Below are 16639 nucleotides of genomic sequence, written 5' to 3'. Positions count from 1 at the left end.
TTATCCTCCTTTATCATTTAGGTAGTAACAAAGAAATGGCTGTGCCTTTATCTGGTTCGGATTGAATGTCAACCACATGTGATTTCTGATAAAACAATTGCAAACGGCGGATGACATTTGTTAAGCCTATTCCTGTCAGGTGACCAACATGTACATCTTGTTGTTTCGCCAACGTCATTAGTTGTTCGACTTTGCTTTGATTCATTCCAACACCATCATCGCTAATTTCGACCACTACCTGGCATTCATGTTGAAAAATGGCCAGATTAATTGTTCCTCCTTCTTCCTTTTCCTCAATCCCATGTATAAAAGCGTTCTCTACTAACGGTTGTAATGTTAAACGAGGCACCTGAATAGATAAGCAAGTTTCATCAATATTCATATTGAATTGAATCCTTTCTGAGAACCGGGTCTTTTGGATATGAAAGTAGTCCTGCACTCCTTTTACTTCATCTGCAAGCGTTACACTACTATCAATTTCTCCTAAATTATACCGTAGCAACGTTGCAACGGAGTCAATTAACGAAGATGTTGATTTTGCATCTTCTAAATAAGCCATTTTAGATAGTGTGTTCAGCGTATTGAATAAAAAATGCGGGTTGATCTGACTTTGCAAATGCTTTAATTCCATATCTTTTAGCAAACGGTCCAACTCAGATTGATCCTTGATTTCTTCTATAAGTTCATGAATATTCGATCGCATACTATTAAAGGTGTCACCTAGGAATTCCAGTTCATCATTGGAGCGAATGTTGATCGGCTCCCCAACTAAATTACCTTCTGATACTTCTGTTGCAGCACGCGATAATGTATTTAATGGCCGTGTAATGCCATTGGAAAACCAAAACGCAAAGAATATAGCTAATATAATTGTTGTAACAAATAAGAAAATAATAAAATAAAAAAAGGAATCATTTCGTACTTGTAAATCTTGATAAAATGACTGATAAGCGGTCAGCTCGAGATCAATTAACTCCAGTGTTGCTCCTTGAATATAACCTGATGCATTTCGCGTCTCTTCTAAATGGTACGTGTATTGTTCAATATCATCCCTAAGAACAAACCCAACTGTCAATTCACTCTCATGGATAAATGTCTCGATTAAATTAACATAGTTCTCCATTTCCATTCGATCAATATCATAAAAGGATGAAGCTATCTTTTCTTTTTCATTTTGCAATCGTTTTTTTGTATCATAATACCTTTGTACTTTTTCAGGTTCTGCTTCCATTACAAAGGTCCGTGTCTCTGTAAATAGCTCTTCCGAAATTTGGGATATGGAATTCAATAATAAAAATCGTTGAAAGCTATCATGATATGTATTCGTTAACTCATTCGAGCTCACAAAAATAGAAATAGCAGTTACCTGGAATAAAAAGACAAACACAAAAAAATAGACTAATAGTTTTCCTCTAATCGTCCTCATTTTCCATCACCATTTTTGCGCCTCAGTAAATCCTCTTTTTCAATGATTTCCGTTTCAGTATATTGCTGTTTTTCCAAAAGATCTTTCTGCTGTAGTTCAATTAGGACATTTACAGAACGATACCCCATTTCTTCTGGATATTGTGCGATCGTCGCATCAATTTTATCTTGTGTTATTAAATCTAATGTCTCTGGTAAAACATCGAAGGAAATAATATAAATATCATTATTTGGGGCTATCTCGTCCAGACCATCAACCATACCAATACCATCAAGAGCACTAGTTCCAAATAAGACAGTTATATTCGGATGTTGCTTTAGCAATGAATAAGCCGCTTGCGAAGCACCAATTTCGGTAATATTAGATTCTTTCACCTCTACAATATGAATACGACCAGATTCTTTCACCTTCTTTTTAAACCCAGCAATTCGTTCTTGTTGATTTATCGCGTCATAACGACCGGTGACAATCCCAACATATTGTTCGCCAGTAGTATTTTCTAAAATTGCCTTTCCAGCAAGCTCACCTGCATAGAAATTATTTGTCCCCACATATACTTTTCGCTCACTACTTTTCACATCAGTATCCGTTGTGATAATCGATATCCCCCGTTCAATTCCTTTATGTACTAAATTAACAAAGCGATCACCTTCCACACCCTGTATAATAATCCCATCTACTTTTGCTGAAATCATCCGATCGAGCAGCCTTAGCATGCTATCGTTATCTGCTTTTTCCGGGGCAACATACTCAATATATATGTCGTTTTCATTTGCTGCTCTCATTGCACCTTCTTCAATTAATCGCCAATAGTCATTATTAGATTCCTCTGCAATCAAGGCAAAATGATACGCGTAATCCGTGGATTGTACGTTTTCCGTTTCAATATAGAATGTTTTATATCCATAGATCAACATACCAACAAAGCTGATAATAAAAAGCACACCGCTAAGTGTATAAAATAATAATGTAGACTGGGGCTTCATATATTCCACCTACTCTAAATATTCTTACATTTATATTATCATAAAACAATTCTATAAAATAGAAGAACCATTAAGATAAGGCAACAGTAACAACAGCTATTCTCCTGCCCCTTCTATAAAAATAGTTAAATCAAAACTGACAAAAGGGTGAATTATCTGCTAATATAGGTACAATACATATACAAAGGGGTGCTCACCAATGACAAATAGTACACAACAAACAAAACTAGTAGACACGTTATATGATGCTTATGACCGCAAGCAACCCATTCCTAAAGATCGGATTCAAGAAGATATTGAAAAGACAGACGCTTATGAGATCCAACAACAGCTTACCGACAAAAAGGCTATTCTCAATCAGGACAAATTAATCGGGTACAAAATCAGTTTGACAAGTGAGGAAACACAGCAATTATTTCATTCCACGACACCTCTTTATGGTGCTTTAACAAAGACAAGTCTTTCTAATGGAACAATTGAATTGGCCTCTATGCAGGAACCATTATTAGAGATTGAATTAATGTTTATTGCGAATGAAGATCTATCAAAAGATGATGATCAAGATACAATTCTACAAAAAATGAGTATTGCACCAGGACTGGAGATTCCTGATTCACGCTTTATCGACTGGTTTCCGAAGCTCAGTCTGGGACAGGTTATTGCGGATAGTGCTGTGGCAGGAAAAGTAGTTGTAGGGGAAGCGACACAAGGAATAACGTATGAACAGCTTGGAAACATAAAAGCTGTATTGCAGTTAGATGGTGAACCGATAGTTGAAGGGCCATCATCTGAAGTTCTGGGCAATCCGGTCCATGCGATAAAATGGCTAATCGATGAACTTGCCAAAAGCGGACGCCATATTGAAAAAGGAATGATCATATCATCTGGTACATTTATACTCCCGAAAACATTGCAAAAAGGAAAATACGACGCAAACTTTGAAAGTATTGGCGAAGTTAGTCTTCAAGTAGTTTGAAGGATAATTCATGCGGGACATGGGGACAGGTTTCTTGTCCCAGGCAAAAATTCACGGGTGGCGCAGGGTACAAAGTGGGACACTTAACCTGTCCCCATGTCCCTAAACAGAAAAGTAAAAATCTTTTCACTATAAAGGGTTGTATTTCTATTCCTATTAGTAATAAAATAGTATTTAATCATTTATTGATTTTCATGAAAGCAAGGCGAATAAATTTAACAACAAGGAGATAGTGCCATGGAAGAACAGTCAATTCAAATGAACCTATGCTCTACAAAGAAGGAAAAGCCAAGTTCAGATCAATTGGAATTTGGTAAGATTTTCACCGACCATATGTTTATCATGGATTATTCGAATGAGGAAGGATGGCATGATGCGCGGATTATTCCCTATCAGCCTCTTGCTTTGGATCCTTCTGCAATGGTATTCCATTATGGTCAGTCAGTTTTTGAAGGGTTGAAAGCATACCTTACACCAGATGGCGAAGCACAATTATTCCGTCCGGAGAAAAATATGCAGCGATTAAATCGTTCCAACAATCGTTTATGCATTCCGCCAGTTGATGAAGAATTTGCGCTTCACGCGATTAAACAGCTTATCGCACTGGAAAAAGATTGGATTCCAAGTGCAGAAGGTACCTCCCTTTATATTCGGCCGTTTATCATTTCGACTGAACCTTATCTTGGGGTAGCACCATCCAGCCATTATCAATTTATTGTTATTTTATCCCCAGTCGGTGCTTACTACAAAGAAGGGATTAATCCGGTGAAAATCGCCGTGGAAAATCAGTATGTAAGAGCAGTCTTAGGTGGCACAGGGGAAGCAAAAACTGGCGGGAACTATGCGTCCAGTCTAAAGGCACAAGAAATGGTCGCTGATAAAGGATTTGCCCAGGTACTTTGGTTAGATGGTGTCGAGAAAAAATATATTGAAGAGGTCGGCAGCATGAATGTGTTCTTTAAAATCAACGGAGAAGTAGTAACTCCAGCACTAAATGGAAGTATTTTAGAGGGCGTAACACGAAACTCGGTCATTCAATTGTTAAAGCACTGGAACGTTCCTGTTGTTGAACGACGAATTTCCATGGAAGAGCTCTATCAAGCAAACAAAGCAGGAATTTTAGAAGAGGCATTTGGCGCAGGAACAGCAGCTGTTATTTCGCCAATCGGACAATTAACCTGGCAAGAGGAAGATTACATTATTAATAACGGTAAAACTGGTGAAATAGCAAGAAGGTTATATGACACATTGACTGGTATTCAATACGGAAAAGAAAAAGATCCATTTGATTGGATTGTCAAAGTGGATAAAGTAGAACATCTTGTTAAATAAGTTTTAGGTGGAACCGTCTTTACAACGCTCAGAATTGAATCTGAGCGTTATTTTGTATGGTGTTAAATTTCCACATTCGATCAATTGTAAGACGATAGCTATAACTTTGTAGTGATATAAACCATTAACGTTAAGAAGAAACATAAATTCGAGAACATCAGCCCCAGAGCGGAAACATCAAACCGAATTCGAGAATATCAGCCCCAGGGCGAAAACATCAGCCCGAATTGGAGAATATCATCCCCAGAACGAAAACATCAACCCGAATTCGGGAACATCAGCTCCAGAGCGAAAACATCAACCCGAATTCGGGAACATCAGCTCCAGAGCGAAAACATCAACCCGAATAGCGAAACATCGACCGGAGAACAGGAAACATCAACCCGAGAGCGAGAACATCGACCCCGAGAGCAGAAACATCAGCCCGAATCGCGAAACATCGACCGGAGAACAGGAAACATCAACCCGAGAGCGAGAACATCGACCCCGAGAGCAGAAACGTCAGCCCGAATCGCGAAACATCGACCGGAGAACAGGAAACATCAACCCGAGAGCGAGAACATCGACCCCGAGAGCAGAAACATCAGCCCGAATCGCGAAACATCGACCGGAGAGAGGAAACATCAGCCCGAACGCGAGCACATCGACCGGAGAACAGGAAACATCAACCCGAGAGCGAGAACATCGATCCCGAGAGCAGAAACATCAGCCCGAATCGCGAAACATCGACCCGATAGCAGAAACATCAGCCCCAGAACGAAAACATCAACCCGAATCCGAGAACATCAGCCCCAAAACGAAAACATCAACCCGAATTGGAGAATATATCCCCAGAGCTTCAGCCTCCTGCGCCATTTTTTTAGCATTAAAATATCCTATACTTCCCGCAAGAAAACTTGGCATTAAACTCCACAAAAAGAACGCCCATCTTCCGGTTAAAATGTAACAATTAAACAGAAAAGTGGAATTCCAAATAAAACTAATAATGATATTTTTTGATAACGGTTCATATTACCATTCCCTCCATTGTCTTAACACTAGGCTAAGAGGTTGTATTTTTTGACAATATCTATAGAATGCGTAGAATGCGGACATAAATTGAGAAGATAAATCGCCGTTCAGGAAATACACGGGTTGCACTCACTTATTTTTTAAGTAATGATCGCATTTATTAGCAGCCCATATATACGTAGACTCCAGCGAGAGGAAAGGCCTAGGTGAGACCCCCGCAGAGCTAAAAAGGAACAATGGCTTACTTTTATGCATTTCACAAGCTCTAAATTTATTCCAATATAAATATCCAAAAAATAGCAGCGGATAAACCAAAAATATTTTATGCACGTATGAAAAGACGTTTGGTATTACGTAAAACCAAACGTCTTTTGATCCCATCCAACCAGCACGCCGCTAGAAAATAAAAGTTTTACTTCAAATAATCAGTCACAGCTCCTTTTGATGAACAGGATACATTATGTGCATATTTCCCTAAAATACCCTTTTTATATAACGGTGGAGCCACCCAATCATTACGGCGGCTTTTCAACACTTCTTCGGAAACGTCCATGGAGATTTCTTTTTGCTCGGAATCAATCGTTACTAGGTCTCCTTCTTTTACAAACGCGATTGGACCACCATCCTGCGCTTCCGGTGAAATATGTCCGACGACTAAGCCATGAGTTCCGCCAGAAAATCTACCGTCAGTTAATAAGGCAACTTTTTCATCCATCCCTTTGCCAACAATGATACTGGAAATCGACAACATCTCTGGCATTCCCGGCCCGCCTTTTGGACCAACGTAGCGGATGATAATCACATCGCCATCCTTAATTTCGTTATTCATGACCGCAGCAGTCGCTTCCTTTTCCGTATTAAAAACACGAGCAGGGCCTGTATGACGTTTTACTTTTACACCGGAAACTTTGGCAACAGCACCAGTTGGCGAGAGATTCCCTTTTAGAACAATTAACGGGCCGTCTTCACGTTTCGGATTATCAAAAGGCATGATGACTTTCTGCCCTTCCTCTAGAGATGGCGCCTCAGCCAGATTTTCGGCAACGGTTTTTCCTGTTACAGTTAAACAATCCCCGTGAAGGTAACCTGCTTCATAAAGGAGTTTCATGACAGCCTGTACACCACCAACACGATGTAAATCCTGCATAACATATTTACCACTCGGTTTTAAATCAGCCAAATGTGGCACTTTTTCTTGCATTCGGTTAAAATCATCGATTGATAAATCTACTTCCATCGCATGGGCAATTGCCAGCAAGTGTAAAATAGCATTCGTTGATCCTCCTAATGCCATAACAACAGTTATTGCATTTTCAAACGCTTCTTTCGTCATGATATCTTTTGGATAAATTCCTTTTTCAAGTAAATGGTAAACAGCTTCACCGGCAGCGGCACAGTCTTTCACTTTTTCTTTTGATTCAGCAGGGTTTGAAGAGCTGCCAGGCAAACTCATTCCCATAGCCTCTACAGCTGACGCCATCGTATTCGCAGTATACATCCCACCACAAGCACCGGCACCAGGACACGCGTGGCATTCGATTCCTCTTAATTCATTATCATTGATATCCCCATTATTGTGTTGGCCTACCCCTTCAAACACGGATACGATATCAATATCTTTCCCGTTATGATTTCCAGGTGCAATGGTTCCGCCATAAACAAATACAGCAGGAACATCGGAATTTGCGATCGCAATCATACAACCTGGAATATTTTTATCACAGGCACCAATCGCAACCAACCCGTCCAAATTCTCTGCGCCTACCACGGTTTCAATTGAGTCGGCAATCACATCACGACTAGGCAGCGAATACCGCATTCCCTGTGTGCCCATCGAAATCCCATCTGAAACGGTGATCGTATTAAAAATTAATGGGACACCACCTGCGCTTTTCGCCCCCTCTTTGGCATTGATTGCTAAATCATCTAAATGAATATTACACGGTGTCACCTCACTCCACGTGCTTGCTACCCCGATCATTGGCTTCTTAAAATCTTCATCCGAAACTCCGACAGCACGAAGCATCGCCCGGTTTGGTGCTTTCATTGCTCCTTCACTAAATACCTTACTATTAATACGTAAATCTTTTTTCATTCTATATTCATCCTCCCCTACATTTTATGAACGGCAGACTACTCGTTTCGTAGCCTCCACTGCCTAAGCTGTTTTTCCTCTTTTATCTTTTGGCGGGTCAATAGGCTCATCACTTTTCCCCCACCATGTTGCAAGTACCGGACCGGAAATGTTATGCCACACACTGAAAATAGCACTTGGTACAGCAGCGATCGGTGAGAAATGGGCAAGCGCTAATGTCGATCCAAGCCCCGAATTCTGCATTCCTACTTCAATTGAAACTGCCTTTTGATCACGTAAATCCAGTTTTAATAGTTTCCCTAATACAAAACCAAGTGCAAGTCCCAAGCAATTATGTAAAACGACAACAGCAAAGATTAATAGACCTTCTTTAACAATATTTTCCGTATTTACCGCGACAACTGCAGACGCTACTGCAACAATACCAATGACAGAAACGAGCGGTAGTACGGCAACACTTTTTTCTACTTGTTTGCGGAACAACAAGCGAATCACAATCCCAAGAACTATTGGAACGAGTACAATTTTTACAATTGATAGGAACATGCTTCCCGCAGATACAGGCAGCCATTTACTAGCCAAAAGTAATGTTAATGCTGGTGTAAGAATCGGCGCAAGCAGTGTTGATACTGCTGTTACTGAAACAGACAGTGCGGTATTGCCTTTTGCTAAAAAAGTCATCACATTAGAGGCGGTACCTCCAGGACAACAGCCTACTAAGATAACCCCCACCGCTACCTCGGCTGGAAGTTGAAAAATAGTAGCAAGCCCATACGCTAGAAGTGGCATAATGATGAATTGAGCAAGTACGGCGATAAGCACACTTTTGGGAGCTTGAAAAACGGCTTTAAAATCACTTAAAGAAAGCGTCAGCCCCATCCCGAACATAATAATCCCAAGAAGTAGTGCTATGTGTGGCGCAATCCACGTAAATCCACCTGGTAAAAAGAAACTTAAAATAGCAAAAAGAATGACCCATACTGCAAATGTGTTCCCTGCAAAGCTACTGACCTTCTCTAGTGTTTTCAACTTTCCCCCTCCTTTAATTCTTTCTATTATAATATTTTTTCTAAATATTTCAATAGAATTGTGCTATTTAGATTCGATTTTTTTCATGAAATCGATTGCAAAAGTTCACCATATCCCTCTTATGTTGACCCACGTCACATCATTTCTTTTAAAATAATGCTAAAATAATAGTAGATAGATATATAAGGAGAGGATTGTCATGAAGAAATTCTGCTTTATCATTATTGCTTTGTTCCTTACAGTAGCAACTCTTCTCATATCAACTCATGATTTTAGTGGAAAGAATATTGTGGATACATTACAAGTCAATCCTACTAAAATAACGAAAATAGTGTTAAAAGTCCCTTCAGAAAGCGATTATCATCATACAACAGACAAAACAAAAATCGAAACGCTGATCAATTATTTGGATCAGGTACACTACAAACGAATGCAAGATGCGGAATCCTCGAGCATGCCAATGAAAGCTAGCATCATTTATCTTTATGAGGAGGATAAAGTGGATTTTATTGTTCCCTATCAAAAAGGGGTCATGATTAGTCAAAAGGTTTTCAAAGTGGAAAATGGAATAATCGAGAATACGTTTATTAAACAGTTTTATGATTCATTAGATGAAGAGTAATTGAACTAAAAATACTGGTCTAAACCAGACTGTGACAACATATAATCAACAGGCAGACACAAAGCGTTATAAAACAGAAAGGGCAATCCCATCGATAAGGAGGATATCACCATGCCGAGCGGAGAACATCAATTAGAATTAGATATTCCCATTGAACATGTCTGGTCTTTCGTTAGTGATATGAATAAATGGGCACCTTTAGTACCAGGATATATGGAACACGAGATATTACACGAGAGAAAATCAACATGGAAATTCAAAGGGGAAATTGGGATTATTCAAAAGACAGTCCATCTGCAAATTGACATTACCAAATGGCAAGAGCCAACAAGGGTTACCTTTAATTTGACCGGACTAAATGAAAATGTAAAAGGAAATGGCTATTTTGTGGCAAAAACATTAGCTGGAAACAAAACCGAAGTAACGAGCTATCTTGGTGTTACCGCAAAAGGCATGAAAGGTCCAGTAATCAATTCTGTCTTAAAATCACTGGTTCCCAAAACGACAAGAGAGTTGACTGAAGCAATAGCTACTAACGTAATCAGGCAAGGTGCTGTTACGGTTTAATCACTTTTAAAACACGGGTCCTTTTGACATAAGGATGCGTGTTTTATTTTTGATCAACTAGAAGGATTGCGCCGCGGCATTTAGGGACGCGTGCTAGCATTTGACGGTGGTGAAAAATAAATCAAGATGATCGTCGTAAGTTTGACCTGTAGAAATGGAATATCCTCAGTAACTGGTATGATAAACATGTTACTGAAGTTATTTTTTGTGTGATTCGTATTTTCAGTCTCCATATTGATTTCCGCTTGCTCTTTCCCCTTCCCCCATTATTATTGATTATCCAGCTCAATTAAAATACGATATATGTAAATAAAATTTTGTAAGAAAGGGTCTGCAGCTATGACGGAATTACTTTTCACTATGCTGGAGAGACTGGGGATAATTGTTACCGCAGCATTCATCCTAACTCGTCTTCGCTTTTTTCAGGATATGATTCACCGGGACAAACTTACCCGAAAGCAAGAATATATCGCCATTATATTTTTTGGCCTTTTCGGCATCATTGGAACTTATTTCGGTGTTACCCTAAACACGGAAACACTCCATTTCAATCGTTTTGCCATTGATTTAACGTCAGACGAGGCTATTGCCAATTCACGGGTGATTGGGATTGTTTTGGCTGGCCTTTTAGGTGGCTACAAAGTGGGAATTGGCGCAGGTTTAATTGCCGGAATTCATCGACTAACACTTGGCGGATTCACTGGTGTTGCCTGTGGGTTAGCGACAGTCATTGCCGGTTTTATTGCAGGCGCTTTTCGTAAAAAAGGGAAACATGTAAAACTTCCAGTTGCTTTTGGAATTGGAGCGCTTGCTGAAACAATTCAAATGGTTGTCATTCTTGTACTGGCTAAGCCATTTGACAAAGCACTGGCACTTGTGGATATGATCGGTATTCCTATGATCATTGCGAATGGAATTGGTTCCGCTATCTTTCTGTTAATCATTCAAAATGTAGTCAATGAAGAGGAAAAAACAAGTGCACTTCAAGCTCAAAAGACATTGCGAATTACTGAACAAACGCTCGGCTATCTCAGGAAAGGGATGAATAATCAATCAGCACTTGCTGTATGTAACATCTTGTATCAGGAGATTAAACCTAGTGCAGTAGCGATGACCGATAAAACAACCATATTAGCTCATGTCGGAATGGCCAGTGATCATCATATGGCAAATAGCCCGCTACAAACGCAGATAACGAAGGATGTTATTCAACGTGGTGAACTAGTTGTTGCAAATGATGATGCCATCCATTGTATGAATGAATATTGTCCACTTGGGGCAGCAATTATTGCGCCACTAAAACAGCGGGGGGAAACAATCGGCACACTTAAGCTATATTTTAAATCAAAAAAGGAGATGACGAATGCTAGTGTCGAACTTATGTCTGGATTAAGCTCCTTATTAAGTAATCAATTAGAAATAGCTGAAGCTGATCATGCTCTTCAACTGGCAAAGAACTCAGAAATCAAAGCATTACAGGCTCAAATAAGCCCACACTTTTTGTTCAATTCGTTAAATGTGATTGTCTCCCTTATCCGGATTGATCCACAAAAAGCGCGGAAACTGTTAATGTCACTTTCAAAATTTTTACGGAATAATGTGACGGGGACAACGGTGAGCATGGTATCACTAGAACAAGAGCTTGCACATGTAAAGGCATATTTGGAAATTGAAGAAGCCAGGTTTGTTGATAAACTACAAATCAGCTATGAAATAAATGATTCAACTTTGAGCGAGACTTTACCACCACTAACGTTACAGCCAATCGTCGAAAATGCTGTTAAACATGGTATCAAGGATATGGAACATCATGCACGCATAAAGATTGCCGTATACGATTGTATTCAATCAATTAAAATTGAGGTAGAAGATAACGGAAAGGGCATGCAACCAGATCAAATTACAAAATTGGAAACACCGCAACAACCATCAAAGCTCGGAACAGGAATGGGACTATATAATGTGAATCGCCGGCTTATCATGACTTTCGGTGAAAAAGCAGGTATTTCAATCAATAGTGAGCCTAAACAAGGAACAACAATTTCCTTTCAAATACCCAAAACGGAGGCGCGAACGTGACACAAGTTATTGATACATTAATCGTGGATGATGAACGATATGCACGGCAAGAATTAAAACATTTACTCGAGCAATTTTCTTTTATTAACATAATTGGTGAAGCTGATTCTGGCTCTGAAGCTATCATAAAATCTCTGAAACTCCAACCAGATGTTGTTTTTTTGGATGTGGAAATGCCAAAAATATCTGGAATGGAAGTTGCAAAGTCCTTACGAGAGCTAAAAAAAGTTCCTTACATTATTTTTGCTACGGCCTATCCGCAATTTGCTGCAGAGGCATTTCGTTTAGAAGCCGTAGATTATCTACTAAAGCCATATGATGAAGCACAACTTGAACAAGCGATTGATCGGATAAAAGTAAAGTTTCTCCCTTCTTTTCCCGTAGACAATTCAATATTTGGGAAGCTAGCCATCGAAACAGAGGGCGAGATTGATTACCTTTTTCCAAAAGAAATTCTATATATTTATCGTGAAGAAAAGTTCTCGAAAATCATTACAAAAAAAGAAGAATTCCAAGTTAAAATAACGTTGAAAGAATTAGAAAGTCGGTTAACACCTTACAACTTTTTTCGTATCCATAAAAGCTACCTCGTCAATCTAAATTATGTAAGTCGGTTAATTCCTTGGTTTAATGGTGCATTTCATCTTGAATTGGAAGACAGAGAGGAAAAATTAGCTGTCAGTAGAAACTATGTAAAAGAATTGCGGCGAAAGTTAGAGTTGTAAGAACTTATTCAATGGGGATTTTCTCCCTTCCCCTTTTGAATGCAGGCCGTTAACAGCTACCTAATCAAAATCAAAGACCATCATCATTCCAGCATTTTGCCACATTCGCCATGCACGTTAAGACCCATAACATACATGTAAGTCGAAATTATCGACATGTTACGGCAAAAATGACATTTTTATGACGTTTTCCCTTAAACTCTATGTAAGCGGATTCATTATATAGCTTAGGAGGAAATTTTATGTATACATTTTTATTTGGAATTGCATTATTAATCGTTGGTTATTTCACATATGGAAAGTTTATCGAAAAGTTATTTGGTGTTAAGGAAGAAAGAAAAACACCTGCATACACGAGTCAAGATGGTGTTGACTATTTGCCAATGAATACACCGAAAAACTCGCTGATCCAATTACTGAACATTGCTGGGGTTGGACCAATTTTCGGACCAATTATGGGAGCGCTTTATGGCCCTGTCGCATTTATTTGGATTGTGGTTGGATGTATTTTTGCTGGTGCGGTTCATGATTATTTAACAGGTATGATTTCTATTCGGAACCGTGGGGCTCACTTACCAGAACTTGCGGGGAAATTTTTAGGCAAATTTATGAAACATGTTGTAAACGCATTCACAATCTTACTATTATTATTGGTTGGAACTGTTTTTGTTACTGCACCAGCTGAACTCTTGCATAACTTAATGAATGGCTGGGTCGGAATGGGATACCTGATCGGGGCAATTTTTATCTATTATTTGCTCGCAACATTACTGCCGATCGACAAAATCATCGGTCGCTTTTATCCTATTTTTGGCGCATTATTAATCATTAGTGCTATTGGTGTTGGTGTAGGCATGATCGTTACTGGGGCGCCAATTCCTGAATTGTCATTAACCAATATGCATCCGGATAACGCACCTATTTTTCCATTATTGTTTCTAACGATTTCTTGTGGGGCTTTATCCGGATTTCACGCAACACAAACACCAATGATTTCACGTACGACCCAAAATGAAAAACATGGCCGGAAGATCTTCTACGGCATGATGATTGCTGAAGGGATTATCGCCATGATTTGGGCAGCGGCTGGCATGAGTTTATTCCACGGACCAAATGGACTAAATGAAATTCTTGCAAGTGGCGGACCAGCAGCAGTTGTTAGCGAAGCATCAAAATTAATGCTTGGATCAATCGGTGGGACAATCGCGATTCTCGGTGTAATTATATTGCCAATCACATCTGGTGATACATCATTCCGTAGCGCTCGAATGATAATTGCAGATTACTTTCACTTTCCGCAAACCAAAATATTCAATCGTCTATGGATTGCGCTTCCATTGTTCATTATTTCGATTGCATTAACACAGATTGACTTTACATTATTATGGCGGTATTTTTCCTGGGCAAACCAATCAACAGCAGTAATTGCACTGTTTGTAGGATCCATGTATCTCTATATTTCCAAGAAAAACTACTGGGTGTCATTGATTCCAGGGGCATTCATGTTAATGGCAACAACAACTTATATTTTAAATGCAAGCATTGGTTTTGGATTGTCATTAAAAACTTCTTATATAGGCGCAGCAATTATATCTATCATTTTAATTGGCATTTTCTTCTACGCTGCTAAAAATACACGAACCAAAACGATTGAACTCGAGGAAGATGTTTCGAATTGGGGAAGAACCGCATAACAATACAACTGGGCCATTATCTGCTTACGGATAATGGCCCAGTTTTTGTATAGGTGTCTTTGCGTTTCGGGTTGATGTTCTCACTCTCGGGCCGATGTTTTCGCGTTCGGGCCGATGTTTCTCCGCTCGGGCCGATGTTTCTCCGCTCGGGCCGATGTTCTCACTCTCGGGCCGATGTTTTCGCGCTCGGGTTGATGTTTCTCCGCTCGGGCCGATGTTTCTCCGCTCGGGTCGATGTTCTCACTCTCGGGTTGATGTTTCTCCTCTCGCGCCGATGTTCTCGTCTTTCCGGTCGATGTTTCCGCTCTCCACCGATTCCACCCTTGATCTTATGAGGAAACCGAGACTGACCGATTATTTCCCGGGTAATATTTTGTAGAATCATGTTGCATGTGATCAAGATAAAACAACACAAACCAAGCACCCTCAAAATGGAAGGGTGCTTGTTATTATTACATATTACATTTTCTAATTCACTTTCTTTGGTCCTTCCCAATGTAATTCTCTTAACCGGAACTTTTGTAGTTTTCCTGTAGCTGTTTTTGGTAAAGACTCTACGAATTCAATTGCTTTGGGGGCTTTAAAGTGCGCCATGTTAGACCGACAATGCTCAATGATAGCCTCCTCTGTTACTGTTGCCTCCGGGTACAATACAATTATCGCCTTTGGTACTTCTCCCCATTTTTTATCGGGAATGGATATAACAGCTACTTCCATAACATCTGGATGCTTGTAGAGTACACCTTCCACTTCGGTTGAGGAAATATTTTCGCCACCTGAAATAATCAAATCCTTGGCGCGATCGCGGATTTCAACGTACCCATTTGAATAGGTAACCGCTAAATCCCCAGTATGGAATCATCCATTCTTAATTGCTGCAGCAGTCTTTTCTGGATCTTTGTAATAACCGTCCATTACAACGTTGCCACGGGTAATAATTTCTCCCAATTCTTCTCCATCCCATGCAACCTCTTCTCCATCTGGACGAATAACCTTTGTTTCACCGTTAAAAGCCAATTCAATTCCTTGTCTTGCCTTAATTGCTGCTTGGTCGTCCAATGTTTTTTCATTAAATTCCTTTTTCCATTCACAATAGAGAATAAACGGTGAAGTTTCCGTCAAACCATACACATGGATCATGTTTAGCCCTAAAATATCTTGAGCCTTATGGATAAGCGCTGCCGCTGGTGGTGCTCCGGCGGTTGCCATGCGCGGATGTGTTTTAATGTCCGTTTCTTTTGCTTTTGGATCATTGATCAGCATATTAATGACAGTTGGTGCTCCACATAACAAAGAAATATGTTTTCGTTCAAACAAATCAAGAATATGTGGCGGATCAACCTTTCGTAAACAGACATGAGTACCACCAGCTGCTGTTATAGCCCAAACGCCACCCCAGCCATTTGCATGGAACATCGGTAATGTATGAAGGTAAACATCGTCATGACTTACACCAAGATGATACATAAAATTCGCTGCGTTCAGGTAGTTACTACGATGATTCAACATCACACCTTTTGGCTTTGATGTTGTTCCACTCGTATAATTCAATGTAAGAAGTTGATTTTCATCTATATCAACTTGTGGAAGTGCAATGTCTGGAGCATGTTGAAGAAATGCCTCATAGTCCACACCTTTTAATGACGTTTCTTGTCCTTCTACAGAAACGATAATAATCTGTTCTAGTGAAAGTTCATCGACAATTTCCTCAATTGGACCACTAAATTCTTCATCAACAATTAACATTTTTGCATCACTATGGTTGATGATATATGCTAGGTCCTTTGCATTTAATCGGTAATTGAGCGGAACCATTGCAGCACCAAGCTGACATATCCCATAAAAGCATTCCAGCATATAATGCGTATTCGGCAGCATTACTGCAACATGTTCACCTTTTTGGATACCTGAATCGTGTAAAGCAATGGAAAGCTTGTCAGATCGTTCTCCAAATTCCTTATACGAAAACTCCTTTTCGCCATCAATAACAGCTATTTTTTCGGGATAATATTTCACTGCCCTTCGTTTCCAATCTAGCGGGGTTAATGCGGAAAACATAGTAGACAACTCCTTCTAAGTGATTTTCGCTTGATTCAT

13 protein-coding genes and 1 pseudogene are annotated in these 16639 nt (G+C 39.6%); 8 read left to right on the top strand and 6 right to left on the bottom strand.

Going from position 1 to position 16639, the window contains the following annotated elements:
* Positions 1 to 13: 13 nt before the first annotated feature.
* Both C8270_RS09035 and C8270_RS09030 read right to left on the bottom strand, forming a co-directional pair.
* Positions 14 to 1426, bottom strand: coding sequence for a sensor histidine kinase (locus C8270_RS09035; RefSeq protein WP_106496516.1), 1413 nt, complete (start codon positions 1424 to 1426; stop codon positions 14 to 16).
* Complete coding sequence (locus C8270_RS09030; RefSeq protein WP_106496515.1) at positions 1423 to 2412, bottom strand: sugar-binding protein; 990 nt, start codon at positions 2410 to 2412, stop codon at positions 1423 to 1425. The genes C8270_RS09035 and C8270_RS09030 overlap by 4 nt, the downstream gene beginning before the upstream one ends.
* A 199-nt stretch (positions 2413 to 2611) precedes the next feature.
* Here C8270_RS09030 and C8270_RS09025 point away from each other — a divergent pair, with 199 nt between their 5' ends.
* The 3 genes from C8270_RS09025 to C8270_RS20675 all read left to right on the top strand — a co-directional run bounded on the left by C8270_RS09025 (position 2612) and on the right by C8270_RS20675 (position 5070).
* The gene (locus C8270_RS09025; RefSeq protein WP_106496514.1) at positions 2612 to 3388 is read left to right on the top strand and encodes a 2-keto-4-pentenoate hydratase; all 777 of its coding nucleotides are present in this window, start codon (positions 2612 to 2614) and stop codon (positions 3386 to 3388) included.
* A 237-nt stretch (positions 3389 to 3625) separates the two neighbouring features.
* Entirely contained in the window at positions 3626 to 4720 is a 1095-nt protein-coding gene (locus C8270_RS09020; RefSeq protein WP_106496513.1) for a branched-chain amino acid aminotransferase, read from the top strand.
* A gap of 227 nt (positions 4721 to 4947) precedes the next feature.
* Positions 4948 to 5070, top strand: a complete 123-nt coding sequence (locus C8270_RS20675; RefSeq protein ID WP_267894841.1) for a hypothetical protein — start codon at positions 4948 to 4950, stop codon at positions 5068 to 5070.
* A gap of 1073 nt (positions 5071 to 6143) precedes the next feature.
* On the opposite strand, the gene ilvD is transcribed toward C8270_RS20675, so the two are convergent.
* Both ilvD and C8270_RS09010 read right to left on the bottom strand, forming a co-directional pair.
* On the bottom strand, positions 6144 to 7826 hold the full coding sequence (gene ilvD / locus C8270_RS09015; RefSeq protein WP_106496512.1) for a dihydroxy-acid dehydratase: 1683 nt from the start codon (positions 7824 to 7826) through the stop codon (positions 6144 to 6146).
* 63 nt (positions 7827 to 7889) lie between these two features.
* Positions 7890 to 8855 carry a bile acid:sodium symporter family protein gene (locus tag C8270_RS09010; RefSeq protein ID WP_106496511.1) on the bottom strand — a complete coding sequence of 322 codons (966 nt, stop codon included), beginning with the start codon at positions 8853 to 8855 and terminating at the stop codon, positions 7890 to 7892.
* 199 nt (positions 8856 to 9054) lie between these two features.
* Here C8270_RS09010 and C8270_RS09005 point away from each other — a divergent pair, with 199 nt between their 5' ends.
* The 5 genes from C8270_RS09005 to C8270_RS08985 all read left to right on the top strand — a co-directional run bounded on the left by C8270_RS09005 (position 9055) and on the right by C8270_RS08985 (position 14542).
* Entirely contained in the window at positions 9055 to 9477 is a 423-nt protein-coding gene (locus tag C8270_RS09005) for a hypothetical protein (RefSeq protein WP_106496510.1), read from the top strand.
* Positions 9478 to 9588: 111 nt separating this feature from the next.
* Entirely contained in the window at positions 9589 to 10044 is a 456-nt protein-coding gene (locus tag C8270_RS09000; RefSeq protein ID WP_106496509.1) for a CoxG family protein, read from the top strand.
* 339 nt (positions 10045 to 10383) lie between these two features.
* A complete protein-coding gene (locus C8270_RS08995; RefSeq protein WP_106496508.1) occupies positions 10384 to 12123 on the top strand; it encodes a sensor histidine kinase in 1740 nt (579 codons plus the stop codon).
* Positions 12120 to 12848 carry a LytR/AlgR family response regulator transcription factor gene (locus tag C8270_RS08990; RefSeq protein WP_106496507.1) on the top strand — a complete coding sequence of 243 codons (729 nt, stop codon included), beginning with the start codon at positions 12120 to 12122 and terminating at the stop codon, positions 12846 to 12848. Before C8270_RS08995 ends, C8270_RS08990 begins: the two co-directional genes overlap by 4 nt.
* A gap of 242 nt (positions 12849 to 13090) precedes the next feature.
* Positions 13091 to 14542 carry a carbon starvation CstA family protein gene (locus C8270_RS08985; protein ID WP_106496506.1) on the top strand — a complete coding sequence of 484 codons (1452 nt, stop codon included), beginning with the start codon at positions 13091 to 13093 and terminating at the stop codon, positions 14540 to 14542.
* Between the two features lie 160 nt (positions 14543 to 14702).
* On the opposite strand, the gene C8270_RS19920 is transcribed toward C8270_RS08985, so the two are convergent.
* Positions 14703 to 14927 carry a hypothetical protein gene (locus C8270_RS19920; RefSeq protein ID WP_158701676.1) on the bottom strand — a complete coding sequence of 75 codons (225 nt, stop codon included), beginning with the start codon at positions 14925 to 14927 and terminating at the stop codon, positions 14703 to 14705.
* Positions 14928 to 15010: 83 nt separating this feature from the next.
* Positions 15011 to 16600, bottom strand: a pseudogene (locus C8270_RS08980) (long-chain-fatty-acid--CoA ligase).
* Positions 16601 to 16639: the final 39 nt, after the last annotated feature.

Source organism: Lentibacillus sp. Marseille-P4043 (assembly GCF_900258515.1).
Classification (GTDB): domain Bacteria; phylum Bacillota; class Bacilli; order Bacillales; family Amphibacillaceae; genus Lentibacillus_C.
The sequence above is the reverse complement of the archived record's forward strand: the minus strand, read 5'-3'. Positions and strand labels throughout refer to the sequence as shown.

Excerpts from the sequence above, each read along its gene's own strand:
- C8270_RS09030 (WP_106496515.1), bottom strand. The coding sequence starts at position 2,412 with ATGAAGCCCCAGTCTACATTATTATTTTATACACTTAGCGGTGTGCTT.
- C8270_RS09025 (WP_106496514.1), top strand. The coding sequence starts at position 2,612 with ATGACAAATAGTACACAACAAACAAAACTAGTAGACACGTTATATGAT.
- C8270_RS08995 (WP_106496508.1), top strand. The coding sequence starts at position 10,384 with ATGACGGAATTACTTTTCACTATGCTGGAGAGACTGGGGATAATTGTT.
- C8270_RS09000 (WP_106496509.1), top strand. The coding sequence starts at position 9,589 with ATGCCGAGCGGAGAACATCAATTAGAATTAGATATTCCCATTGAACAT.
- C8270_RS08985 (WP_106496506.1), top strand. The coding sequence starts at position 13,091 with ATGTATACATTTTTATTTGGAATTGCATTATTAATCGTTGGTTATTTC.
- C8270_RS19920 (WP_158701676.1), bottom strand. The coding sequence starts at position 14,927 with ATGATTCTACAAAATATTACCCGGGAAATAATCGGTCAGTCTCGGTTT.
- C8270_RS09020 (WP_106496513.1), top strand. The coding sequence starts at position 3,626 with ATGGAAGAACAGTCAATTCAAATGAACCTATGCTCTACAAAGAAGGAA.
- ilvD (WP_106496512.1), bottom strand. The coding sequence starts at position 7,826 with ATGAAAAAAGATTTACGTATTAATAGTAAGGTATTTAGTGAAGGAGCA.
- C8270_RS09005 (WP_106496510.1), top strand. The coding sequence starts at position 9,055 with ATGAAGAAATTCTGCTTTATCATTATTGCTTTGTTCCTTACAGTAGCA.
- C8270_RS09035 (WP_106496516.1), bottom strand. The coding sequence starts at position 1,426 with ATGAGGACGATTAGAGGAAAACTATTAGTCTATTTTTTTGTGTTTGTC.